This is a genomic window from Bacillus multifaciens, assembly GCF_030756675.1.
GTDB lineage: Bacteria > Bacillota > Bacilli > Bacillales > Bacillaceae_G > Bacillus_A > Bacillus_A multifaciens.
The window spans coordinates 1-24,528 of sequence record NZ_JAVBXD010000053.1; the positions used below are offsets into that span (position 1 = coordinate 1).

The following is a 24,528-nucleotide window of genomic DNA, read 5'->3' on the forward strand; positions in this document are numbered from 1 at the left end:
GGTTTAATGTAGCACCAAGTCCTGCACGTTTTTCAGCAACTTTTGCTAGAGCATCATCAACAGCCTTAACAGCTTTTAAAGCTTCATCTGTAGCATCGATTTTAACTGTATCTTTTTTAACGAGTAATTTCTCTGCATTAGATTGATCTAATTTAACTGTGATTTGTTGAGCAGCTTGGTCACTATCAAGTGTTTCGATAGCGATATTTTGGCCGTCAGCATTTAATAATTTTTTACCGTTGAATTCAGTATTATCAGCAACGTAATCGATTTGATCTTGTAGAGATTTAAACTCATTGTCTAGAGCTTTTTGGTTGTCAGCGTTGTTTACACCGTTTGCAGATTGAACAGCAAGATCACGCATACGAGTTAAGATGTTAGAGATAGAACCTAAAGCAGATTCAGCAGTACGGATTAAAGACATACCGTCTTGTGTATTTTGAGTAGCTTTTGCTAGACCGCTTTCACGAGCACGCATACGAGTAGCGATTGCTAAACCAGCTGCATCGTCAGCTGCACTGTTAATACGTTTACCGCTTGATAAACGGTTCATAGCAGTGTTCATTTTCTCTTGACTTTGACGCATGTACTCTTGCGTACGCATACTGTTGATGTTAGTATTAATTCTCATAATTAAGAACCCCCAAATTTTTTTATTTTTTAATTGATCTATAAATCCTTTAATTAGGATATGCGAATCAATCACAAACTTATTGTAATCTGTATTTTGTAATACGTCAACACTTTATCTTGATAAATAAATATAAAAATATAACACTCATAGTGATTGGAAACGATTTATCCTTTATATATCAAGGATTTTGAGAAAATAAAGGATGAACAACTCCCCATATTTTTGTGTAATGTAAGTGGTGGGATTAATAAAAAAATGAAAAAGAGTGGATTTCCTAAGTTAATATAGGAGAAAAATTGTATAAATCCAATTTGATTTTTCAACATTTCAGTGCTATGCAGAATAAACCGTAAATGTTGTTTTGTACGTTTACAAAATCTTCAGGCTTAATGTTTTGAAACATGTGTTTTCGTTATTTCATTTATGTGCTTCGAAAAAATGTTTATTATAGAAACACTAGTGTTGCATGAATAGAGATTGAAAATTCGAATTGTTAATCTCCACGGTTCAAAAGCAAAAAAGGAGACATCCCGATAAAGGTGGATCTATCAATTTGGTTTTTATTTACAATTAGACTAGAGTGACATCGACATTTCTCTTGTTACGGTACAACTTTTCCTTGGATTTTGCGTTTACTCTTCGTTTTAAGCTGTGCGAGAACATGAAGGCAATAAACGATGAGCGCAATGAATACTTGATTATGAATCGCCCATTTACTGTGACCGTAGAACTTTTTAATGTGTAAATGTTGTTTGATCCATTTGAAAAACAACTCAATTGCCCACCGTGATTTGTACATATTTGAGATTTCTTCGGGGTCTAAATCGAAACGGTTCGTCAATAAATGAAGCATATTCCCTTTTGAATCTACGACTTTCAGTAAGCGGAAATAGTTTTCCACCCGTTTTTGTGGCGTACCGATAAGTATCATTTGATCCGATAATACGGAGGAATCTTTTGGTATTTTAAAGTCACAAATCTCTCGTATCACCGCATTTTTTCGTAGTCTAGAAAGGAAGAAATAGTCGTCATCTGTCATGCGATCAAACCGTTCGTAATCCAAGTAACCACGATCAAACACGTACATGCATGATTTGTCGTCTACCATCACTTCAAGCTGACCACGATCATGTTCCTTCGCATTTGTGATCACAGCTTTTTCTGGATATGACTCGCCTTTTTCCATGAACACAAGGCGTAAGTAGAGCTTCACACCAGCTTTCGTTTTCCTAAATTCCGCCCATTTATGATGTGTTAAATTGAGCGGTAACGTGCTCGAATCAATAATCTTTAAAGGCATATTCATTTTTGAATAACTCGTTTTTTGATGAATTTGAGTGACTAAATCCAGAAATAACTGTTGAAATACATCAGGATTCATTCTGCTTAATCAGCGTGATAACTGTGAAACACTAATCAAATCTAACTGTGTTCCACTCTGAAGTTGGTCATCAAATAAACAATCGCTCAGTGCGTGCAAACTTTCCGTTTCATGTAGTTGCGTAAAAAGTAGTAATTTAAGAAACGAATCTGTCGTTAATTTTTTCGTATAGCGGTCTAATTTCATTGTTTTCACGTTTTTTTCAAATTAATGAAAGATTTATTGGTGAAAACCATTGCCCAAATGAAGTTTTTCGTGTAATCTTGTCCATGAGTTTGGTCCTTTTTATTGGATTTGGACAGGTTACCACCTGGCTTTATTCATTATAAAGGACTTTTTCTATGCACAAAATAAAATCATTGAATCTTTTGGGTATTTTCGGAAATTGGAATGTTTTAATGCAACACTAGTGAAATAGAAATAGAAATATATGTAATTTATTTTTATTTCTATAATATAATCTTATTTGAATTACATACTATATAAAAAAGTTATTTGAAGTTTTTATATATAAGTCGCTGTTATGCACAATACAATATGATCTACACTCGCTTTCTCCTTTTGTTTTAAACCTGGCATGTGGCAGAAAAAGGCCCTGACCGCTCCTATACATAGCCAGATGCTCTCATCGATCTAAAAAGTAAGTTTTTTTAGATGTGTTTTCAATTTGTATTTATAAATAAGTGTAAAATATATCCACCCACTACCTATTTTTGTAAAAAAATAAGTTAATCTTATTAATTATCCGTATTTTTTTTTAAGATTATTGCAAAGTTTTATAAAAAACTCTAATATTAAGTTATCTCTATTTAATAAAAAGGTGATATTATGATAATTGGAAATGTGGTGAAAGAAGTTCTTTCTTATAGAAAAGGACAGCTAGAGAAAAAGCTAAGTAGTCCAAAAGCTTTTATGAGTAGTTCATTTGGAGTAGCACTTCAAAATGAAACTGCAAAGGAAGTGAAGATGGATAAGAAGCTTTCTCAAGTAAGAGAGAGTCGAAATGTAGCAACTGAGATGGATGTGAAAAATGCGGAACCTTTGCAAGTTGCTCAGCAGGAGTTTTCACGTCGTTTTTCTGATGTAACAAACACGGATATGGATACGTGGGAGTTAACCCAAAAATATAATATTCAAAACATACGATCTAAGAATGAAGGAAAGTATGCGGATATTATTCAAAAGGCAAGTAATACATATGGTATTCCAAAAACGTTAATTCAGAAAATGATCGAAGTAGAATCAGATTATAATCCAAACACAGTCTCTTCAGCAGGCGCAATGGGGTTAATGCAGCTTATGCCAGATAATGTGAAGGAACAGGGTGTGAAAAATCCATTTTCACCTGCTGAAAGCATCGAAGGTGGTGTGAAGGAATTAACGGGATATTTAAAAAAATATAATGGGGATCTCGTATTGGCACTTGCAGCTTATAATGCAGGACCAGGAAATGTGAAAAAGTATGGGGGGGTACCACCGTTTCAAGAAACAGAAAAATATATTAAAAAAATATTAAACGTTGATGTTTCCAAGTAAAGTTTCTTATATAAAATAGAAATTTTGTAAACACGATATGGGAGTTGCTAGAAATGAAATTACATGATGATATTCCATTAACAATTCATTTTGAAATTGGAAAGACAAAAAAGAAAATTGATGATCTGCTTCACATTACAAAAGGAACATTGTATCGCCTTGAACATTCCAAGAAAAATACAGTGCGTATTATGTTAGAAAATGAAGAGATTGGAACCGGCAAAATTTTGACAAAAAGCGGAAGAATGTATGTTGAAGTTGTCGAGTTGAAGAAATAAGAAAGGGGATTTTCATGAGCGGTGATAAATTAAGTCAAGAGCAAATTGACGCGCTGTTAAAGGCGATGAATGATGGGGCAGAAATGCCAGATTTTGCACAAGAAGCAGAGAAAAAAGAAAAGTTTCAAGAATATGATTTTAATAGACCAGAAAAATTCGGTGTAGAGCATTTGCGGAGTTTACAAACGATTGCGACGAACTTTGGAAAACAGACGGCTCAAGCGCTTGCAGCCCGAATACGTATTCCAATGGAGCTTGATCCATCGACAGTGGAGCAAGTTCCATTTACGAGTGAGTATGTAGAGAAAATGCCGAAAGATTATTATTTATATTGTGTTGTTGATCTAGGTTTACCAAACCTTGGTGAGATTGTTATTGAAATGGATTTAGCTTTCATCATTTATATCCATGAGTGTTGGCTTGGCGGAGAACCGAAACGTGATTTTACACTTCGCAGACCGTTAACATCGTTTGAATTTATAACATTGGATAATGTATTTTCTATTCTTTGTGATAATTTGAAACGATCGTTTGAAAGTATAATTGATATACAACCGCACCTTGTGGCAACAGAAACAGATCCAAATGTTCTTAAAATTACAACGGCAAGTGATATTATTTCGCTGTTAAATGTGGATATGAAAACGGATTATTGGAATACAACAGTACGATTAGGCATTCCGTTTTTATCTGTTGAAGAGATTATGGATAAGTTAACGTCAGAGAATATTGTTGAACACTCTTCTGATAAACGAAAAACATATTCTACAGAAGTGGAAACAGAAGTGCAAAAAGTTCGTAAACCGATACATATCGCGATTGGTGAAGAGAAGATGACAATCGGCAACCTAGAGCAGTTTGAGGAAGGCGATATTATCCCATTACATACAAAAGTAACAGATCAATTACGTGGGTATGTTGATGGGAAACATAAGTTTAATTGTTTTATCGGAAAAGATGGGCAGCGTAAAGCATTTTTATTTAAAAGCTTTGTAGAGTAAGAGAGGGAGAGTAGGATATGAAGCATGAAGTATCTTCTGTTATGTTAGTAGATTTAGATGAAGTTGTAAAAGAGTATAATGAGCAATCAAAAGCTCATATTGAAACAGTTTCAGATATTTCTATTGAACTTGGCGTGCGACTTGGCAAGAAAAGTGTAACACTAGCTGACGTGAAAAGACTGAAGGTTGGTGATATTTTAGAGGTAGAAAAAAACTTAGGGCATAAAGTCGATGTATATTTAAGTGATGAAAAAGTGGGAATTGGCGAAGCAATTGTGATGGATGGAAATTTTGGAATTATCATTTCTGAAATTCAAGCCGATAAGAAAAAAGCGATATTAGCTGCGGCGAATGAGAATGAATAGAGGAGGTGTCATATGAGCTATATGACAACCTTAGTGCAAGTTGTATTATTATTTGGTGCTCTCGGGTATGGTGCCTATTATATGATGAAAAAGACGAGAAAACATCAGTTTTATAAGCAAGGGGAAAATGGTTTGATTCAAGTGAAAGATGGCTTGTATGTCAACCATCAAACGAGTGCATTCTTATTTGAAGTAGATGGTAAGCAAGTATTTACTGTTATAGGTAATAACGGCAGTCATTCCATCCAGTTGTCAGGAAATCAGTTTCATAAAGTATTAGAAGAGGCAATAAAAGAGGAAAAAATTCAGCAGAAAAAAGTAGAGGATGCATCATGAAAATAAAAAAAATTAGATCTTCTATTAGTGTTATTTTTGCATTTTCTATTGTTTTTTGCATTATTTTTGCAAATGCAGCGTACGCAGAACCAAATGGATTTATTCATTTTGAAAATGGAAAAGAGTTTACGAATAATTCGAGTGTACAACTTTTTCTACTTGTAACGCTATTATCGCTATCTTCATCTATTGTGCTTTTGTTTACGCACTTTACATATTTTATGATTGTTCTTGGGATTACACGTCAAGGACTCGGTGTTATGAATTTACCACCTAACCAGGTGCTGGTTGGATTAGCTCTGTTTTTATCGTTATTTACGATGCAGCCTGTTCTTGGACATTTAAAAAGCGATGTCTGGGATCCGATGACGAAAGATAAGATTACAGTGAGTCAAGCGGCAGCGAAGACAGAACCAATTATGAAAGATTATATGGCAAAGCATACGTATAAACATGATTTGAAAATGATGTTAAAAGTTCGAAATGAAGAGTTGCCAAAAGATGTGAAGGATATTTCTTTATTTACTCTCGTTCCGTCTTTTACATTGACTCAAATTCAAAAAGGCTTATTAACAGGGATGTTCATTTATTTAGCGTTTGTTTTTATTGATTTAATCGTTAGTACATTACTAATGTATCTCGGTATGATGATGGTGCCGCCGATGATTTTAAGTTTACCATTTAAAATACTCGTTTTTGTATATTTAGGTGGATATACAAAAATCGTCGATATTATGTTTAAAACGGTTGCTTAAGAGCCGATTAGAGAAGATTTGTTTGTACAATACGTGATAGGAGTCATATTTGCATGAATATATCACCAATAACAGAAATATTTCAAACTTTTTTTTATAAAGGCTTTGAAGTTTTACTTCCGATTGCGGGAGTAAGTATGATTGTTGTTATCATTCTTGCGGTATTAATGGCAATGATGCAAATACAAGAACAGACGCTTACGTTTTTACCTAAGATGGCAAGTATTGTTCTTGTTATTATCATACTTGGTCCATGGATGTTTCAAGAAATTACAACATTAATTTTAGATTTATTTGACAAAATTCCGACGTTGCTGCGTTCGTATTGAAAAAGGGTGACGGAAAATGAATATGGATTTATGGGTTGCAACGTTTTTTGCGTTTTGCCGTATTACGTCATTTTTGTATTTTTTGCCTTTTTTTTCAGGACGATCCATGCCAGCAATGGTGAAAATTACATTTGGGCTCGGATTATCGGTTACAGTCGCTGACAAAGTGAATATTTCTCATATTGAGACGATCTGGGATATTGTCGGTTATGCGGGTACACAAATTGTAATTGGATTAACACTTTCAAAAATTGTCGAGTTTTTATGGAACATTCCCAAAATGGCGGGACATATTTTAGATTTTGATATAGGTTTATCGCAAGCGAGTTTGTTTGATGTGAATGCTGGTTCGCAGTCCACATTGATTTCGACAATGTTTGATATATTCTTTACGATTATTTTTGTTGCTCTTGGCGGAATGGATTATTTTATTGCGACAATTTTGAAGTCGTTTCAATATACGGAAGCAATTTCACAACTATTAACGAGGAGTTTTTTAGATAGTTTATTAGCAACGTTATTATTTGCAATTACGTCTGCAGTAGAAATTGCACTTCCGCTTATGGGCTGTTTATTCATTATAAACTTCGTATTAATTTTAATTGCAAAAAATGCACCGCAACTTAATATTTTTGCGAATGCATACGTTTTAAAAATTACGTGCGGCATTTTATTTATTGCAATGAGTGTACCGATGTTTGGATATGTGTTTAAAAATTTGACAAGCGAATTACTCGATGAATATACGAAACTATTTGACTTTTTGTTAACGAAATAGAGGGACGGTTATGGCAAAAGATAATAAAACAGAAAAAGCCACCCCGCAGAAGATTAAAAAAGCACGCGAAGAAGGGAACATTGCCAAGAGTAAAGATTTAAATAACTTGTTTTCGGTGCTTGTTTTAGCAACAGTTATTTATTTTTTCGGTAATCGTTTGGGGTATGATATTGCCAATTCTGTTGCAGTGCTATTTGATCAAATTGGAAAAAAAGCTGATACAACCGAGTACTTCTATTTAATGGGTATGCTTCTATTAAAAATATCAATACCTATTCTTGTGCTCGTTTATGCGTTTCATATGATGAATTATATGATACAAGTACGTTTTTTATTTTCAGCAAAAATTATTAAACCGAAAGCATCTCGTATTAATCCGAAAAGCTATTTTACGAGATTGTTTAGTAGAAGAAGTATCGTTGATATTTTGAAGTCTTTATTTTATATGATTCTTCTTGGCTATGTCGCATATGTCATAGTTAAGCGGAATTTAGAAAAACTTGTGAGCATGATTGGGTTTAATTGGAGTGCGTCACTTGTTGAAATTATGAAGCAAATCAAATATATATTTTTAGCCATTTTGATTATTCTTGTTGTTGTTTCTATTATTGATTTCATTTATCAGAAATGGGAGCATGCACAAGATTTAAAAATGAAAAAAGAAGAAGTGAAAAAAGAGCATAAAGATAACGAGGGAGATCCAGAAGTAAAAGGAAAGCGGAAAAGCTTTATGCATGCGATTTTGCAGGGAGCGATTGCAAAAAAGATGGACGGTGCAACCTTTATTGTGAATAACCCAACTCACATTTCTGTTGCTCTTCGTTACAATAAGCTAGTTGATGCAGCACCGATTGTTGTAGCAAAAGGTGAAGAGGAGCTGGCATTATTTATGCGAACGTTAGCGCGTGAACAAGATATACCAATGGTGGAAAATCGTCCACTAGCACGTTCGTTATATTATCAAGTTGAGGAAAATGAAACGATTCCCGAAGATTTATATGTTGCTGTTATTGAAGTTATGCGCTATTTAATTCAAACGAAACAAATTGAAGTATAGGGCGCGTTTGGAGGAGATTTTGTTTGTTTAAGATAGATTCAGCTAAAACTTATTTTTCTATCTTTTTAGCAGTGTCGTTTATTGTAGCACTTTTAATTCCATTGCCGCCATTTATACTTGATGTCATTATCGTCTTTTTACTTGGGATGGCAGTGCTCGTATATATGCGAGCAACAAGTATTAAAGAGTGGGATGAGTTAAAGTCATTCCCAACGTTATTGTTGTTAATTGGGATTTTCCGTGTTTCGATTAACGTTTCGACGACGCGGGCCATTTTAACGAATGGGAATGCTGGTCATGTTATTGAAGAATTCGGTCAGTTTGTTATTGGCGGAAACTTATTAATTGGTATTGTTATTTTTATCGTACTGATTATCTTCCAATTTATTGTTGCGAATGGTTCTTCTCGTACAGCAGAAGTTGCGGCACGTTTTACACTTGATTCTTTGCCAGGGAAACAGATGTCAATTGATGCGGATTTAAATCAGCGCATTATTACAGACACAGAAGCAAAGGACAAGCGTAAGAAATTAAATATGGAAACAGAGTTTTACGGTGCAATGGACGGTGCCGGGAAATTTGTAAAAGGCGACGTTATATTTAGTATCGTTATCTTATTCGTGAATATTATTTTTGGTTTAATTGTTGGGATGATGCAGCAAGGAATGGGATTCCAAGAAGCTGCCTATCATTTTACAAAATTAACAATTGGCGATGGAATCGTGAACCAAATTGGTTCGCTATTATTAGCTATTTCGACAGGGATTATTGTTACACGTGTATTTGATGGTTCAGACGATACGGTGAACGAAGGTATTTATAAAGAGTTAATGGCCCATGACGTTGTTGTATATGCACTTGGAGGCTTATTTATTGCAATGGGTGTATTTTCACCGCTACCACTTATCCCGTTCCTAATTGTGGGCGGGGGAATTATTTTCTTAGGATACACCAATAAGCAGCGTTTGAAGAAAGAAAAAGAAGAAGAGCTGCAAAAAGAATTAGAGATGATTCAAAGTGATGAAGATCAAATGAAGAAAGTAGAAGATTCATTTGGTGTCTTTACGGATAAATATCCAATTATTGTTGAACTTGGTCTTGATTTAGCGGCACTTGTGAAACAAAAGATTAACGGGGAAACAGCGCGAGATAAAGTTGTATTAATGCGAAAATCAATTATTACAGATTTAGGTATTAATGTCCCTGGAATTAACTTCAAAGATAATACGAGCTTCAGACCACGCGGGCGGTATGTGATTCGTATTAAAGGAGCAAAGGTAGCAGAAGGTGTTTTAAAATCAGGTTATTTATTAGCACTGAAAACACCAAATGTTATGGCTGATTTAGATGCTGAACCAGCAAAAGATCCAATCTTTGGAGAAGATGGTTACTGGATTTTAGAGCATGTTGTCCAAGATGCACAAATGAAAGGCTATCAAGTATTAGAACCGCTAAGTATTTTAATTACGCATTTAGATGTAGTGATTCGTCGTAATGTGCATGAGCTGCTGCAACGTCAGCATGTAAAAGATTTGATTCAATCTTTAGAAAACGATCATGGCGTATTATTGGAAGAAATTAAGAAGAAGGAAATCGATTTATCTCTTATCCAGAATGTCGTGAAGCAACTGTTAAAAGAAGGTATTTCCATTCGAGATTTACCAACCATTATGGAAGGTATTATTGACGGAAAAGAGATTTATCAAAATCAGGCAGACGGTGTTACTGCTTTTGTACGGGAATGTATTTCAAAAGTAATTTGTGAACATGCGAAAAACTATGATGGGAAAATTTATGCAGCCCTATTTTCAGATGCAATTGAACTTGATGCTGACGTCGTAAATAACTCGTATCAAGGATATCTATTGAACTGGGATTTAGAGCAAGAAACACGTGTTATTGATCAAATTCAAAACATTTTTAAACAGTCTCGTTTAATGGGACGAGATCCAGTTTTATTAACCCGTCGTAAAGATTTCCGCTTCGGTATCGTAAGGTTACTTGACCGTTATCAAATAGAAGCGAAGGTACTATGCATAAGTGAATTGGCACCTGAAATTACGGTAGACCAAATTGCATATATTGAGTAAGGCAGAGGTGAGAGAATATGGAAAGTGCAGCAAAGAATGAAAGCATGAAGCGAATTCAAGCGTATTCTAAAAACGAATTGTATCATAAACTTTTTGAAGAGCACGGAAATGACTATTACTATGTTGTAGCTGAAACAGCAAAGCGAAAGATGCCGTTCTTTTGGAAAAAGCAATATGAAATGATTGTGAAATTTCCTGAAAAAAATGAAGAAAAACAAGAACAAGTTACTACAGAAGTAAAAGAAGAACAATCACAAGAGACGATTCAGATGCAGAAGATACAATCGATTTTACATGACCTTGAGAATAAAACGCATAATATTCCGTATAAGCCAAAGCCATTTGCTCAAAGTGAAGAGTGGGTGGAGAAGAAGCAAAAATTACTACAAGTGTTTAACAAGGGACTTGTTGTAATGAAAACTGTAGAAAAACAAGAAGAAAAAGTAGAGGTAACTACTCATGTTGCAAATCGAGCAGTACAAGAAACTGAGCAAGGTACATCGGTGCCGTTTATTATAAAAAAAGTACTGCGTACACTTGAGCAAAATGAAGTGGAAGAACATTTCTTAGCAGTATATGAAAAGAAACTGCGAGCAAAGTTTGAACACACTTCGTTGATTACAGAAGAAGAAGTGTTGCAGTTTATTTTTGAAGATATGAGTGAATATTTTCATACAGAAAATGTGTTTGAGAAGGAAGTACAAACGATTGCGTTAATCGGACCGACAGGTGTTGGAAAGACGACAACACTTGCAAAGATTGCTTGGCAGTTATATGAGCAAAATAAAACGGTTGGATTTATTACAACAGATCATTCACGGGTTGGAACGGTTCAGCAACTGCAAGAGAATGTAAAAGTAATTGGGGCAGAAGTTTTGGCAGTGCGTGATGCAGCAGGAATATCGCAAGCACTTTCCTATTTTAAAGAGGAAGCACCAGTCGACTATATTTTAATCGATACAGCTGGTAGAAATTATCGTACGTTAGACTCTGTACAAAGTATGGTTGAAATAATGAAACAAGTTCAACCAGATTATATTTGCTTAACGTTATCAGCTTCAATGAAAAGTAAAGATATGGTCGAGATTATTACAAACTTCAAAGATGTGCGTATCGATGGGTTTATATTTACGAAATTTGATGAAACAGCAAGTAGTGGTGAGCTACTAAAGATTCCGGCTGTTTCATCTGCACCAATTGTCCTTACAACAGATGGACAAAATGTTACACAACACTTGCATATTGCAACAGCTGAACATTTAGCAAAACAAATGTTATATATATCATAATAGAGAGTGAGGTGAAGAATAAGGTTTTTGCCTTATTCATTACAGTATGAATGGTTTATATGTTGGTTCTATGGGGATGATGAACTATATGCAGCACATAAATGTGCATGCAAATAACATCGCTAATGCCCAAACAGTAGGATTTAAAGCAGATCAAATGACATCAAGAGTTTTTGATACACATGAAACGTACCGTCAAGTAAATAGAAGTGAAACTGCAATTGGAACAGTTGATTATGCAGTTGTACCAGCTGCCACACATGTAAATTTAACTCAAGGTCCAGTACAAATTACCAATAGTGCTACTGATTTTGCTTTAGAAGATGGAAATACAGGTGCGGCTTCTTTCTTTGTCGTTTCAAAAAATAATGAAACGTTTATGACAAAAGATGGTCATTTTACTGTAAATGCAGATCGCTACTTACAAACAACATCTGGTGCATATGTATTGGATAGTAATAATAATCGTATTCGTATTCCAGAAGGTGCGAAACTTTCTGTGAAAGCAGATGGAATTCTTTATAATGAAGAAACGCGCCGAACTATTGGACGTTTACAAACAAAGTCAGTTGATGCTAATTTGAAAGCGCGTCTTGTAAAACATGAAGATAAAAGCTTTACAATAGATGGAACGAACATCGCTGATTTACCAAATGGAACGTCAGTTGTTCGCAACTACATGTTAGAAAACTCTAACGTTGATATGGCGAAAGAATTGGTAGATGTTATGACAAATCAAAGGATGGTTCAATCATCACAACGTGTGATGACAACATTTGATAAAGTGTATGATAAAGAATCGAATGAATTATTAAGATAAAGAAATGCCCCCAAAGGGCATTTCTTTTTTATGTTAAAATGTAACTACGCAGTTACTTTATGAAAAAAGGACAGAAAAGCATTTTTTTAAATGGGCGAGAGGGACTGGCGATGCATAAGAGGGGTCAGGTCCTTTTCCTGCCACGTGCAAGGTTTGAAAACAAAAGTAGCCAATCAGTGCAGGCTCCTGCCCGGTTTGCATGACAGCAGTCTATATGTCCAAAAATGAATTTATAAGTAATAGAGAGACACACCTCCACTAGAATCATACCCTTTTCTAAATTTCTAAAAGGTATAGCTGAGTAGTTACGTTAAAATAAGGAAGAGGAGAGTGGGGGAAATGGAATTAGACATTGAAAGAGTTGTATTTATTGGTCGTACGTTTGAAGAGTACTGTGATATGTTTCAATTACAAGATAAGGACATACAAAATAAGAAAATACTAGATTGCCCAGCTGGGGCATATTCCAATTGCAATATTAGCTGCATTGTTAGCGCAAACTTTATTTATGCATGAAACGGTGAAAGTAGATTATATAGTAGCAGCTATTCCGACGTTTCTTGTTGCGATTTTTACACGGAGTTTGCTTGGAGCTGTATTAACTGGAGTTATTGTGGTGTTTTTGTTACGCTTATTTCTTTCAATTTCATGATTAGAACAAGAATTGGCTAGAGAAAATATTTCATAATGTAAGTTTCATAGTTTAGAAAAAGGAGTATCTCAAATTGTATCGAACTTTGTAGTATAACGATTACTGAGGGAGGATGCCATGTTCATTTTAACAATTGCTGTTGTTGCGTTTACAATGTTGTTATTTTTTATTATTGGGCTTACAACATATAGAATGCTTGTTCAAAAAGTGACACCTCAAATTTACTATACACCGTTTGATTCAATTACTGCACAATCGCATGTAGATAAAGAAAGAAATGCAGATAATAAGAAATAAATAGAAGATATATGAACTTCAGAAAACATAGGGAAAACCGCTACGTCTAGAATTAATTTCACAAGAATATGGGCGTAGCGGTTTATTTATGTTCGAATGCAACGCTTTAATTGATGGTTTAGCATTGTAAGCATTATTTTCCCCATCATTTTCAGCAAGTGAAGTATATGAACAGGTATTTATACTTATTCAAAAACTTACAGAAGGGAAGAAAGTGGATTGAAAGAAAAATTCTCTTTAACAATACTGTTTTCTGTTAGTATTTGGATAGGAGCATCAGCATTTTTTTTCTTATTTGGTAAGTTTGTATTAGTAAGTATTACATCTTCAATGTTTATCACCAGGTTAATTCTTTTGGAGATTGGAACAGCAATTATGTTATATGGCATTATGTTGCTATATAAAAGATTAGACCCATCACGGTATTCCGTAATCAAGTTGGGGATTTTCGGGACGTCAATTGGATTATTTCTAGATATATTTATTATATATTATTCCTCTTATATCTTCTCAGCACTGTCATCACAGCAAATCCTATCATTTGTAGTTTGGCTGCTTCTTGCATACGTTCTTTATTTATTGCTTCCTATTTGGATTGAAAGAAGAGATTTAAACATAATAGAGAAGTAGGTCCTACTTCTCTATTATGTTTTGAAGAAAAGAGTGTATCATCTCATACCCTTGGCTCGCAGTTTCCGCGTTGTACGCTGTAGAAAATGGATCAAGAAAGCCATGTTCTCCGTTAAGTTGTTTTATTTTTAAAAATGGATGACCTTTACTTTGTAAACTTTCAATCAAAGCAGAAACTGAAAAACTAGTTTCGTTTGCTGGGAATAATAAAAACGCCGGGCATTTCGGTACAATATTTGTGTAATCACGAATACGTGAACCATAGCATCCAATTACAAAATCAATTCTAGAATCTTCACTACATAACCAAGCAATTGTTGCACCAACGCTAAATCCGAGAACTCCTACATACGTATAGTTATTTCGTAGTTCAGTGAGCATATCTTCAATTTGTTGTTTTCCCTGTTGAAATCCAACGTTTTTCATAAAATATAAATATGCTTCTGATTCCTCATCGTAATGAAAAGAAGTAGAGCGATATAATAAATTTGGACAAACCACGTCTATAGTAGAAGATGAAAATGTACAAATGACATGCTTCATATGTTGGTTGATTCCGTATATTTCATGTAGAAGAAGAAGAGCAGTTTTCTTTTTCATCTAAAATCGGCAAGGATACCCCTACTTCAATCGTGTGCAGGGCGTAGCCCAACGATAAGTGGGGGAGGAATTGCCGTCAGATACGGTATGGTACGTTAAAAATCGTAAGATTTTGTACCATATTAAGTATCTGAAACTTCCACCTTGCCTCCTCCTTCCTCCTATTTAGGTTATTTATTTTTACTAAAATTTCGTTATAATATATTTAGTGAAAGGTGGTGAGGATAATATCTACAATTACTGCGAAAATACAAATCTATGTTTCTGGCAATCAAGATGAAAGCCTAAAGATAACAACTAACGCTTATCGTAAGGCTTGTAATTGGTTATCAAAACATATCTTTGAAACAAAAAATCTAAATCAAGTAAACTTGAATAACTTGTATTATTTTAACTTACGAAATCGGTTTGGACTAAAAAGTCAAATGGCTCAATCTGTTATGAAAACAGTGATTGCTCGATACAAGTCAGCTAAATCAAATGGACATGAATGGTCTTTAATTGAATTTAAACTTCCAGAATATGACCTTGTTTGGAATCGTGACTACTCATTAACTCAGAGCCAATTTAGTGTAAATACACTTGATGGTCGTCTTAGATTGAATTATGAACGCAAGGCTATGAAAAAATACTTTAACAATACTTGGAAGTTTGGTACTGCTAAACTCGTACACAAACATAAAAAATGGTTCTTACACATTCCAATGACAAAAGAATTTTCTGAATTAGATTACGTAGATGTAAACAATATTGTCGGTATTGATTTAGGAATCAACTTTCTTGCTACTACTTATGATAGTCAGGGTAAAACTACTTTCTACAACGGAAATGTTGTTAAGCATAAGCATGGTAAGTTTAAAGCTACTCGTAAACAGTTGCAAATGCGACAAACACCGTCTGCTCGTAAAAAACTAAAACAAATTGCTTCAAGAGAAAACCGTTATGTAACTGACGTAAACCATCAAATTACAAAGGCACTCGTTGATAAATACCCTAGAGGTACTATGTTTGTTTTAGAGGACTTAACAGGTGTTCGTTCCGCAACTGAAAAAGTACGAGTGAAAGACCGCTATGTTTCTGTTTCTTGGGCTTTCTACCAGTTCCGTCAGATGTTGGAATATAAAGCGGAAATGAACGGACAGAAGGTAATTGTCGTAGACCCAAAATATACTTCTCAAACCTGCCCTAAATGTGGGCATATCAAGAAAACAAACCGTAATAAGAAATTACACACATTCTGTTGTAAAAACTGCCAATACACGTCAAATGATGACCGTATTGGTGCTATGAATCTACACCGTAAAGGGATTGAACATATTGGTGTAGTTACTACAGGAGTATAGCTCTTGTAGTAAGGGCGAAGTCAACCGTCCCTATGTTCCACCACACTAAGGTAGGAGAGCGTTGCTCGTTCGCACTACTGGGTAGGAATAAGCGTAGTTGCTCTCTATGAGGATAGAAGCACTGTCGAACTCCGACAGACGCAAGCCCCCACTTCAAACGACCCGTAAGGGTGTTAAGTGGCGGGTTGTTGACTACGGACGCTTTCAACATCGATAAAACCAGGTTGCTTGGCGGCTAGCTTTACCATTTCATCTGCTACGATTTCGTAATCGTAGCAGATGATAGTTGAGAGGTGAAAATGACAGCATAGTATGGGGCCTTGTTCATTGTGCTTCCTCCTTACTATAAATTTTTTCTTTTTAGTTTATCACGAAATCTGAATAGTGTGTCATTTTTTAAAAGCAAACAGAAATTTCATTTATCGTAATGAATGTAATAGTAAACAATAAAAAGACGTTTAATTTTTCGACAACTTTTCCTAGCCCTGCCTCCTAGGCTCTGCTTTTCTTTATAAGTCACTGCTTTGCAGAATACGCCATGGCCGCTATCTGCTTTCTTAAACCTTGCATGTGGTAGAAAAAGGACCTGACCGCTTCTACGCATGGCCAGACGCTCTCGCCCACCTAAAAAGAAAAGGGTTTTTAGGTAAGTTTTTAAATTGGATATATAAGGGTCTTCTCGCTTATGTGTTTATGGCTTACATAAGAACTCCCACTTCAAAATAAAATGAAGTGGGAGTTTTTATATTTCCTCTAAGCTATTAATGGGAACGGTGAGTTCACGATTTGGGTTTGTTGCCTCGTATATGCGTGCAGTTTCATTTGTTTCATCGACATGTTGAATCATAACAGACATGCCTTGAAATGTTACATTTGTTTGTTCCATTGATTCTGAAATTTCTTTTGCTCTTTGAATGTTCATTTTCAAACTCCTCTCTATATCCGATTGGTAAATCATCAAGAAGGAAGTTTTCTTGTACTGTTATTTTCCCTTAAAACAAGGAATAATATACCAATTAGTAGAGAGTTTAAAGTTTTTGAATCATTTGTAATGTTTCTTCAGTGAAAGAAGAGAAAATTGGAGCATGATAATCTTGCATTGCAATGTGTGCTTGTTTTGCTTCATACAGTGCTTGTTCTTTATCTTCTAGGTGCATATAGCATAATGCACGAAAAGAGCCTGCTGTAGTCAGTAACGCTTGGTCTATTGGATGATGCGTATAATCAGGAATTGTTACTTGTTGCAGAGCTTGTAAAGCTTCGTGATAACGCTCTAAACCATATAATGCTTTTCCTTTTTCAAGATAATAAAAGCCGTTTTTTCCGGATTCTAGATTAGTTAATAGCTCTTTTCCGTATGTTTCAGTGTGAGAAAGCGCTACTTTATATTGTTTCGTGATCGTGTTATGAAAATAAGCTTGTAACAGATGGAGGGTGGTTAATGACAAATTATTTTCTGTAAAGATAGCAAATTGCTTTGATTTCTCTAAATTGTGTAAATACCCTTCTATATCTTTAACCAATATAGCTTGAAAAGATAAAATACGATAAAATTGATCCATTTTATAGTACACTTGATTTTTTTTAGAAAAATTAAGTGTTTGTAAAAGGGTATCTTTACATCCCTCATAATTCCCAAGGGCTAATAAAATAACAGCTTCATAAAAATAAAGCTCAATTTGCATGATTAAATCGATTTCTAAAAGTTTTTCTTTATATTCGTCACGAATAGAATGAATCAATTGTAGGCACTCATTATATTTTTTATGTCGAAACAATGAGTAGTAGGAGATAAGCTTTGTTTCTGTACTTTCCCGATATAAAGCGTACTTTTCAAAAATGATGATTGCTTTTTCGATATATATATGTACATCGTAGTTTCCCGTATAAGTTGCTACTTTTGCATATTGTTTATATAACCGTGCAACGTTTAATGTAGAAGGCAATACATCGTGCACAATAGGATGAAGGGTTTCGTATACATCTTTAAAACGCATATCTTGTATATATTGTTCCATCTTTTGTACAAGAGCAGCAAGTTCATTCGCGTCTTCCTCTAATAAAAAGCTTGCATCGCAGCCGAGTTTGTCAGCAAGATAATGCAATGTTTTCATAGAAGGAGTTGCCTTACCATTTTCAATTTGACTGAGCATGCTTTTTGTTAATTCTGTCCCAGCAAGTTCAGATTGAGTAAGTTTCTTTTCTTTTCGTAATGTCCGAATTTTTTCTCCGAGAGTAGTCATGGAACTCCTCCTTTTATATAAAAGTTAAATATAATTAAACTTTTTATTGTCAAATTCTGAAAATTAATTATATAATAAGTTTAACACAATTTAACTTTTAAGGGGAGAATGATTGTATGGAGGGTGTATTAGAAAATCGAGATGATACACGATTAAAAATTGCGACGCGAAATATTGTTTTGATGATGATTGGGAAATTATCATCAATGCTTGGGGCAAATATTTATACGTTTGCAATGGGATTATACGTTTTAAAAACGACAGGATCTGGCATGGGATTTGCCATTACACTTGTTTGTGGTTCCGTTCCACGTTTAATTTGCGGACCAATTGCCGGAGCAGCAGCAGACCGAATTAACCGAAAGAAGCTTGCTGTTGGAGCAGATATATTAAGCGCTCTTATTATGTTCACCATGTTTTTACTTTCAAATTCATTTGGACTATCATTGATTTTCATCTATGTCTCCGCAGCACTGTTATCAATATGTGCAAGTTTTTTCTCTATTGCTTTAACATCTTCAATTCCATCTCTAGTTGATACAACACGTATCCAAAAAGCAAATTCATTAAACCAAACAGCTACATCGCTCTCAACCATTTTAGGACCGGTTATTGGTGGTCTTGTATACGGCTTATTTTCTATAAAGTTCTTTTTCTTACTAAATGGTATTACATTTGCTTTAGCGGCGATGGTAGAAGTATTTATGGTCTTTGATTTGTATAAAGCAAATAAAAAAGAAGGGAAAGGTCATTTTTTAACGAGTATAAAAGAGGGTTTTATATATGTGAAAGAGCAAAGTGATATATTTTCGATGGTAAAACTTTCATTTTGGCTGAATTTCTTTTTTTGTGCAGTTAACGTTTCACTACCATATATAATCGTTCAAAAATTATCACTTTCCTCTCAGCAATTTGGAGTCATTGAAGGAATGTTTGCGGTTGGGATGCTAATTGCTTCTATTATTTTATCGATTCGAGCGGAAGCAACAAATAAGTTTCGGACAATTCGCAGGAATCTTTTCATGTTAGCAGGATTATTGTTTTGTATTGCATTACCAATGTTTCTTCCATTATCTAAAACAATGATTTTCATATATTATATTACCCTTATGATCCTTTTTGGGGTGAATCTCATTACGATTAACGTTCCATTGCAAGTATTTGTCCAAAAAACGACGGCACCAGAATATTTAGGACGTGTATTCGGATTAATTGAAACGATTGCAACTGCAATTGTCCCTCTTGGAACACTTTTGTATGGAGTGCTTTTAGACTATATACCAGCATCCACTGTAATATTAATATCTACGTTTGGACTGTTTGTTGTTGTATTCTTTGGAACGAAGCAATGGAAGGAAATAAAGCAACAAGAGGGAGTATCTATGTCATAAAAATTAGCAGTCATTGTTACAAAAATATGAACTTCCTACATTTGGAGAAAAAAAGGAGTATACTAGTAGCATAATCCAATTACAAGGAAGTGTCGTAATGAATACGGTTAGTGTTGTATATGGAGTTATTCTTTCTTCTCTTTTTGTTTCTTTCACTATAGGTGTAACACGTTATATTCGGAAATGGAAAAAAGGGATTGCAAAGCTAAACCATATTGAAGAAGAAGTAAGTGATTTCATGTTACATCACGGGAAATAATATTTATAAAATCTATTATTTGTAGTATTATTAATTACATAATTTTATTATGTAAACAAAAGAGGCATGGTGTTTGAATAAAACACCATGCTTTTTGCTAAGTAAAGTATGATATTAATTAATTATTAAACTTAGATAAATACAGATAAAAAATGATAAATAAAGTAAAAGGGGATAAGGGAATGACTACTATTTATTTTGTACGGCATGCGCATTCTACATATACACCTGATGAGAGGGAAAGACCGTTATCTGAGAAAGGTTGGCAAGATGCAGAAAGAGTGACAGAAGTATTGAAAAATGAACCGATAGATGTTGTCATTGCTAGTCCATATAAGAGAGCCATTCAAACGGTAGAAGGGGTTGCTAAACATTTTCAATTATCAATTGGGTTAGAGGAAGATATAAGAGAGCGTTTACTAAGTTTGCAGCCTGTTCAAGATTTTGAGCAAGCTATTACAAAAGTATGGGAAGATCCTTCGTTTCATTTAGAAGGTGGAGAATCGAATGTTATTGCTCAGGAGCGCGGGGTTTCTTGTATCATGAAAATTTTGGAGAAATATAAAGGAAAAAATATAGTTATCGGAACGCATGGAAATATAATGGTTCTAATTATGAATTATTTCGATTCCAAATATGATTTTTTATTTTGGAAGGGATTACAAATGCCTGATATATATAAACTGACATTTGTAGACAATCAGTTTGTTCAAGCGGATCAACTTTGGAAAGAAGACTTTGTAAAGAATGTATAAAGATTGCCGAAAAGGGCAGGAGATGAAACAGCGGTTATAGAAATAAATCGCTGGAATACAAAAAGCTGTTAATAAAAGGAGGCTGTTTATATGTTCGAGAAAAACAATCGATTTTCATCCATGCCAGGAGAAGTTGTAGAAGTTCATAATGTGTATGAGATTTTACCACCTGACGGAACGATTATTGGTATGGCAACACCTGAAGAAATGGAAATTGCTGCAGAACTAGAACTAAAGCATTATGCCTTTTCACGTTTAATGGAAGCGAATATTCAATTAGACGGTGCCTCCTATAAAGAGATGCTAGAAGAATTTGAAGAATATGAAAGAAAGTCTATGGCTTTCTGGCGGGCATTGCATGAAAGGTTATCTGTGCCATGGGCGTGGGTATTACGCGTTGATGTCGCAAACGGCCCTATTCATGTAAGTACTGGAAACTTGTTTTATGATGTAGAAGAGTTAGAAGAAGACTTTGAATAAAAAGAAGAGGAAAGCAGTGGTATATTGCTTTCCTCTTCTTTTTACAAGTTATGTAGCTTTTTTATTTCTTCTATTAGAATATCAGGTCGATCTACCTCAATGGAGTGTCCTGATTTAGCAGCAACAACAAGTTGGCTTTGTTTTGAAAGTGTAGTTTGTTCATGAATCAGTTCTTGCCATGCAGTTTCTAAGACTACTGCTTCTTCAGAAGGAATACCATCTTGAATAGCTTGTTGAATAGAATGATGGGCATCTCTTCCAATAATTATTAATGGTATGTTAGGGAATAGTTGCATACTCTTCATCTTTTGAGCACAATCTTTCCAATGAATGATTTCTGAAGAAACGGCTTTATAAAGGGCTGGAGAGATTGAAAAAGTTAGCAATAGCTTTTGTATTTCAATCGGTAATGTCGTTTGTGCGGTTGTTAGTTTTGGTAATACTTCTTGATGTAATTGAGCAGTGTTTAAATCGGCATAGTATAAACATTTTTCAATCCATTTTTCATCTGAATCTGTCTCATCTAATGTAGGTAAGTCGAGTTCATCTAAGCGGTGCAGATTCATAGATGTTGAATCTACGAGAACAAGTGTAGAAACGTGTTCAGGATAGAGCATCGTAAAATGTTGTGCGCATAAACCGCCATAAGAATGTCCAACTAAAATAATCGGTTCTTGAATGTGTAAAACATGTAACAATTCTCGTAATTCAAACGCGGTTTGCTCGGTTGTCCGTTCTTTTTCATGTAATTCACTAGTCCCATATCCAGGTCGATGAAACAAAATAACTTTGTAGTATGGAGACAGTTCATTTGCAACTTTAATCCAATTATAAAAGGAGCAAAACATACCAGTTTGAATGACAACAGTTTGTTTACCTTGTCCTGTAATTCGTACTTCAACTTTTTTTCCGAAAACATCTACATGTGTAATCAAAAAACGCCTCCTTAAGTTTGAAAAAGTCTTTGACAAGCTAATACTATTCCCCATACTCCTATACCGAATAGAATAGAAGTGCTAAGTGAAAATGAGTTGCGAAGCCCTAAATAAACGATGAATAATAACAAGGCCGATGCAGGAAACCCATATAACACGCCAAGTGCAAAATCACTTAATTTTTCCCGAGAACCTCCTTCAACAGAAATCCAGAATAAACTGAGCAAGCTAATTAACGGAAGTGCAGCAATGAAGCCGCCAAGTGTACTAAAGTGCTTGGCAATCTCCGTAACACCCCCAATAATAAGTGCAGAGACGATTACTTTAATGAGAAAAGACATCGTATGCCTCCTTTGCTAATAATTCGAATGCAGATTGAATTAGTTTTTTTTCTTCTTCAGATAATTTCTGTTCGATTTGTTTTAGTTTCGCCTCATCGAGCAGTGTGTGTGAAGCTAATGCCTGCTGCCCTTTTTCTGTTAGTTTTACAATTACAACTCGTTCATCTTGTTGACTACGTTCTTTTATAACAAACTCTTTTTGAATTAATCGTTTAATATGCTCAGAAGCTGTGTTATGTGAGAGTTGAAGTTTTGCTGCGATCGTACTAATGGTTTGTGCTTCTTGTCGAGAAATCATTTGTAAAATACGAATGGCTTGGTGAGTTAAATTTTCTTCATATTCATAACGCAGATAAAAATAAATTGTTTCCCAATGTTTATTGATTAGCATAATTACAACTCCTTTTTTTATATCGTACAATACGACATAATCGTTTGTAAAGATATATATAAATACAAATTGAAAAAATGACTTAAAAACCCTTTTCTTTTTAGATAGGCAAGAGCATTTAGCCATGTAGAGAAGCGGTCATGTTTTGTTCTGCACGGCAGTGACTTAGATGTTAAAAAATCAAAGTGGATATATATAGTTTGAGATGTAAAATTTTTCTTTGAAAAAGTATCTTTTTTTTAGTAGATAATATAAGCTTATCTTATAATCACAATGAAACGAGGGATGGGGATGAAGGCTGTACATACCTTTAAATGGATTGGTAATGAGAAAGCGTATTTAAATGAAATTCATGTTGAAAAGCTCGGTCCTCTTTCTATCGGATTATATGGCGGGAATACAAATGAAGAAGCTGTACTGGCTTGGTGTGATCCACAAGGAACATGGGAATTTGCAATGATTTTTGATGCAGAGCATACAATTGAAAGAGCAAAATTTATTATAGATATAATTTGTGAAAGAAAAGAGAAATTACTACAATTATTTTCATACCCCAATCATTTAGTTTTTCATCATACGCATATGTATTTATTATCACTATTTACAGATGAAACATTTGTTGAAGAAAGTGAGAAGGTGCAAGGAACAACAGATTGTCTCATTTGTCTTCGGAAAGACAAGTTTGTGTATTGGTTGTCAGTAGGAGAATGCTTCCTTTATTTATTTCAACCAGAGTCAGGGCAATGCAAACAGGGCCGTTTAAATGAACAGCAGTTTTATGAGCGAATTGGTAGGCGAAATGTTTTTGCAGCAGCAACGCCTTGTTTTACATCTGGTGTTCGTGAATTACAGAAAGGAACCAATCATCTTGTGGTAGTAACAAATGGAATTATTGCATGTGGCGAACGAATTTTTAAAGATGAGCAGTTCTTAAACCAATCGTTGCTTAATGCTGAATCTATAATAGAAAAGATAAATGTTTGGAGAGAACCAAAAAGTGCTGCAATTATAGGTTGGACCGTGGATGTAAATTGTCCAATTGAGAATGATTAAAGCAAATTGGATAAAAGATAGGTCATTTACAAAACGTAGAAGAAAATACATTCTTCTGCGTTTTTTTACGCTTAGATTGTTAATGATATGTTAGTGCTCAAAATAAAATATGAATCTTTTTTATTTACCATCATACATATATATAATGTGGCCACAAAACGTTCGTGCAGTATATTGTCGAAAGGAGTTTGGAAAAAGAATGAGTTATGGGCTTCGTTATGCTGTAGAGAAAAGGAAGAAACTATTGATTGAGAAATTAATTGACGTAGGGATATATAAAGTATTAAATAAGCAGTTGTACGAATTAACTTTAGATGAATTGGAAAAAGAATATGAGGATCTTTTAAAATATGAAGGAGTGCAAGCCTCTCTATATACTATATAAATATAAGTTGAAAAAACACATAAAAACCTCTTTCTTTTCTGTGAAAATAATTTGATTCAGGGCACAATTTAGCTTTTTAATAATACATCTAGATCTTCTTTTTGTGTGTGAAACACGCAAAAAG

General features: G+C 34.5%; 29 protein-coding genes and 3 pseudogenes. 23 read left to right on the forward strand and 9 right to left on the reverse strand.

What is annotated here, in order from left to right:
- Positions 1-631, reverse strand: a 631-nt coding sequence (locus tag Q9306_RS22295; protein ID WP_306202468.1) for a flagellin N-terminal helical domain-containing protein, incomplete at its 3' end; no start/stop codon positions are given.
- Positions 632-1,259: 628 nt separating this feature from the next.
- A pseudogene (locus tag Q9306_RS22300) lies at positions 1,260-2,286 on the reverse strand (IS4 family transposase); the annotation flags it as partial.
- Between the two features lie 557 nt (positions 2,287-2,843).
- Between Q9306_RS22300 and Q9306_RS22305 the strand changes: the two are divergent.
- The 16 genes and pseudogenes from Q9306_RS22305 to Q9306_RS22380 all read left to right on the forward strand — a co-directional run bounded on the left by Q9306_RS22305 (position 2,844) and on the right by Q9306_RS22380 (position 14,228).
- Complete coding sequence (locus tag Q9306_RS22305; RefSeq protein WP_306202470.1) at positions 2,844-3,551, forward strand: lytic transglycosylase domain-containing protein; 708 nt, start codon at positions 2,844-2,846, stop codon at positions 3,549-3,551.
- A gap of 53 nt (positions 3,552-3,604) precedes the next feature.
- Positions 3,605-3,829, forward strand: coding sequence for a flagellar motor switch protein FliN (locus tag Q9306_RS22310; protein WP_306202472.1), 225 nt, complete (start codon positions 3,605-3,607; stop codon positions 3,827-3,829).
- Between the two features lie 14 nt (positions 3,830-3,843).
- Positions 3,844-4,830 carry a flagellar motor switch protein FliM gene (gene fliM, locus Q9306_RS22315; protein WP_306202474.1) on the forward strand — a complete coding sequence of 329 codons (987 nt, stop codon included), beginning with the start codon at positions 3,844-3,846 and terminating at the stop codon, positions 4,828-4,830.
- Positions 4,831-4,847: 17 nt separating this feature from the next.
- Positions 4,848-5,195 carry a FliM/FliN family flagellar motor switch protein gene (locus tag Q9306_RS22320; protein ID WP_306202476.1) on the forward strand — a complete coding sequence of 116 codons (348 nt, stop codon included), beginning with the start codon at positions 4,848-4,850 and terminating at the stop codon, positions 5,193-5,195.
- A gap of 12 nt (positions 5,196-5,207) precedes the next feature.
- Positions 5,208-5,531: a flagellar motor switch protein FliN gene (locus Q9306_RS22325; protein ID WP_306202478.1), complete on the forward strand. Its 324-nt coding sequence runs from the start codon at positions 5,208-5,210 to the stop codon at positions 5,529-5,531.
- Entirely contained in the window at positions 5,528-6,286 is a 759-nt protein-coding gene (locus Q9306_RS22330) for a flagellar type III secretion system pore protein FliP (protein ID WP_306202480.1), read from the forward strand. The genes Q9306_RS22325 and Q9306_RS22330 overlap by 4 nt, the downstream gene beginning before the upstream one ends.
- 53 nt (positions 6,287-6,339) lie before the next feature.
- Positions 6,340-6,615, forward strand: a complete 276-nt coding sequence (locus Q9306_RS22335) for a flagellar biosynthetic protein FliQ (RefSeq protein WP_306202482.1) — start codon at positions 6,340-6,342, stop codon at positions 6,613-6,615.
- 16 nt (positions 6,616-6,631) lie between these two features.
- Positions 6,632-7,393 carry a flagellar biosynthetic protein FliR gene (locus Q9306_RS22340; RefSeq protein ID WP_306202484.1) on the forward strand — a complete coding sequence of 254 codons (762 nt, stop codon included), beginning with the start codon at positions 6,632-6,634 and terminating at the stop codon, positions 7,391-7,393.
- 10 nt (positions 7,394-7,403) lie between these two features.
- Positions 7,404-8,450 (forward strand): flagellar type III secretion system protein FlhB, encoded by a 1,047-nt coding sequence (gene flhB / locus Q9306_RS22345; protein WP_306202486.1) that lies wholly within the window; start codon positions 7,404-7,406, stop codon positions 8,448-8,450.
- 23 nt (positions 8,451-8,473) lie between these two features.
- Complete coding sequence (locus tag Q9306_RS22350; RefSeq protein ID WP_306202488.1) at positions 8,474-10,540, forward strand: flagellar biosynthesis protein FlhA; 2,067 nt, start codon at positions 8,474-8,476, stop codon at positions 10,538-10,540.
- A 17-nt stretch (positions 10,541-10,557) separates the two neighbouring features.
- Positions 10,558-11,829: a flagellar biosynthesis protein FlhF gene (flhF, locus tag Q9306_RS22355; protein ID WP_306202490.1), complete on the forward strand. Its 1,272-nt coding sequence runs from the start codon at positions 10,558-10,560 to the stop codon at positions 11,827-11,829.
- A 46-nt stretch (positions 11,830-11,875) separates the two neighbouring features.
- Positions 11,876-12,649: a flagellar hook-basal body complex protein gene (locus Q9306_RS22360; protein ID WP_306202492.1), complete on the forward strand. Its 774-nt coding sequence runs from the start codon at positions 11,876-11,878 to the stop codon at positions 12,647-12,649.
- 339 nt (positions 12,650-12,988) lie between these two features.
- Entirely contained in the window at positions 12,989-13,165 is a 177-nt protein-coding gene (locus Q9306_RS22365) for a hypothetical protein (protein WP_306202494.1), read from the forward strand.
- A pseudogene (locus tag Q9306_RS22370) lies at positions 13,104-13,301 on the forward strand (AzlD domain-containing protein); the annotation flags it as partial. The gene Q9306_RS22365 and the pseudogene Q9306_RS22370, both read left to right, overlap by 62 nt.
- A gap of 117 nt (positions 13,302-13,418) precedes the next feature.
- Positions 13,419-13,598: a DUF3951 domain-containing protein gene (locus Q9306_RS22375; protein ID WP_306202496.1), complete on the forward strand. Its 180-nt coding sequence runs from the start codon at positions 13,419-13,421 to the stop codon at positions 13,596-13,598.
- A 219-nt stretch (positions 13,599-13,817) separates the two neighbouring features.
- Positions 13,818-14,228, forward strand: a complete 411-nt coding sequence (locus tag Q9306_RS22380) for a DUF5367 family protein (RefSeq protein WP_306202498.1) — start codon at positions 13,818-13,820, stop codon at positions 14,226-14,228.
- A 3-nt stretch (positions 14,229-14,231) separates the two neighbouring features.
- On the opposite strand, the gene Q9306_RS22385 is transcribed toward Q9306_RS22380, so the two are convergent.
- Entirely contained in the window at positions 14,232-14,828 is a 597-nt protein-coding gene (locus Q9306_RS22385; RefSeq protein ID WP_306202500.1) for a dienelactone hydrolase family protein, read from the reverse strand.
- A gap of 227 nt (positions 14,829-15,055) precedes the next feature.
- On the opposite strand from Q9306_RS22385, the gene Q9306_RS22390 reads away from it, so the two are divergent.
- Positions 15,056-16,171, forward strand: a complete 1,116-nt coding sequence (locus Q9306_RS22390; RefSeq protein WP_306202521.1) for an RNA-guided endonuclease InsQ/TnpB family protein — start codon at positions 15,056-15,058, stop codon at positions 16,169-16,171.
- A gap of 194 nt (positions 16,172-16,365) precedes the next feature.
- Here the strand turns inward: Q9306_RS22390 and Q9306_RS22395 are convergent.
- The 3 genes and pseudogenes from Q9306_RS22395 to Q9306_RS22405 form a co-directional block, all read right to left on the reverse strand.
- Positions 16,366-16,499: pseudogene (locus Q9306_RS22395) on the reverse strand (antibiotic biosynthesis monooxygenase family protein); the annotation flags it as partial.
- Positions 16,500-16,913: 414 nt separating this feature from the next.
- Positions 16,914-17,093, reverse strand: a complete 180-nt coding sequence (locus Q9306_RS22400) for an H-type small acid-soluble spore protein (protein ID WP_090912300.1) — start codon at positions 17,091-17,093, stop codon at positions 16,914-16,916.
- A 106-nt stretch (positions 17,094-17,199) separates the two neighbouring features.
- Complete coding sequence (locus Q9306_RS22405; RefSeq protein WP_306202503.1) at positions 17,200-18,414, reverse strand: helix-turn-helix domain-containing protein; 1,215 nt, start codon at positions 18,412-18,414, stop codon at positions 17,200-17,202.
- 116 nt (positions 18,415-18,530) lie between these two features.
- On the opposite strand from Q9306_RS22405, the gene Q9306_RS22410 reads away from it, so the two are divergent.
- The 4 genes from Q9306_RS22410 (at position 18,531) to Q9306_RS22425 (ending at position 21,299) form a co-directional block, all read left to right on the forward strand.
- On the forward strand, positions 18,531-19,805 hold the full coding sequence (locus Q9306_RS22410) for an MFS transporter (protein ID WP_306202505.1): 1,275 nt from the start codon (positions 18,531-18,533) through the stop codon (positions 19,803-19,805).
- A gap of 97 nt (positions 19,806-19,902) precedes the next feature.
- The gene (locus tag Q9306_RS22415) at positions 19,903-20,064 is read left to right on the forward strand and encodes a peptidase (protein WP_306202508.1); all 162 of its coding nucleotides are present in this window, start codon (positions 19,903-19,905) and stop codon (positions 20,062-20,064) included.
- Positions 20,065-20,246: 182 nt separating this feature from the next.
- On the forward strand, positions 20,247-20,819 hold the full coding sequence (locus Q9306_RS22420; RefSeq protein WP_306202511.1) for a histidine phosphatase family protein: 573 nt from the start codon (positions 20,247-20,249) through the stop codon (positions 20,817-20,819).
- 90 nt (positions 20,820-20,909) lie between these two features.
- Entirely contained in the window at positions 20,910-21,299 is a 390-nt protein-coding gene (locus tag Q9306_RS22425) for a hypothetical protein (RefSeq protein ID WP_020060554.1), read from the forward strand.
- A gap of 41 nt (positions 21,300-21,340) precedes the next feature.
- On the opposite strand, the gene Q9306_RS22430 is transcribed toward Q9306_RS22425, so the two are convergent.
- The 3 genes from Q9306_RS22430 to Q9306_RS22440 are packed head-to-tail and all read right to left on the reverse strand — an operon-like array spanning position 21,341 to position 22,966.
- Positions 21,341-22,234, reverse strand: coding sequence for an alpha/beta hydrolase (locus Q9306_RS22430; protein WP_306202513.1), 894 nt, complete (start codon positions 22,232-22,234; stop codon positions 21,341-21,343).
- Positions 22,235-22,245: 11 nt separating this feature from the next.
- Positions 22,246-22,575, reverse strand: a complete 330-nt coding sequence (locus Q9306_RS22435; protein WP_306202515.1) for a DUF3147 family protein — start codon at positions 22,573-22,575, stop codon at positions 22,246-22,248.
- Positions 22,559-22,966 (reverse strand): MarR family winged helix-turn-helix transcriptional regulator, encoded by a 408-nt coding sequence (locus tag Q9306_RS22440; protein WP_371932427.1) that lies wholly within the window; start codon positions 22,964-22,966, stop codon positions 22,559-22,561. The genes Q9306_RS22435 and Q9306_RS22440 overlap by 17 nt, the downstream gene beginning before the upstream one ends.
- A 291-nt stretch (positions 22,967-23,257) precedes the next feature.
- Between Q9306_RS22440 and Q9306_RS22445 the strand changes: the two genes are divergently transcribed.
- Positions 23,258-24,019, forward strand: coding sequence for a hypothetical protein (locus tag Q9306_RS22445; protein ID WP_306202517.1), 762 nt, complete (start codon positions 23,258-23,260; stop codon positions 24,017-24,019).
- A gap of 199 nt (positions 24,020-24,218) precedes the next feature.
- Positions 24,219-24,404, forward strand: a complete 186-nt coding sequence (locus Q9306_RS22450; protein ID WP_306202519.1) for a Fur-regulated basic protein FbpA — start codon at positions 24,219-24,221, stop codon at positions 24,402-24,404.
- The last annotated feature ends 124 nt before the right edge of the window (positions 24,405-24,528 follow it).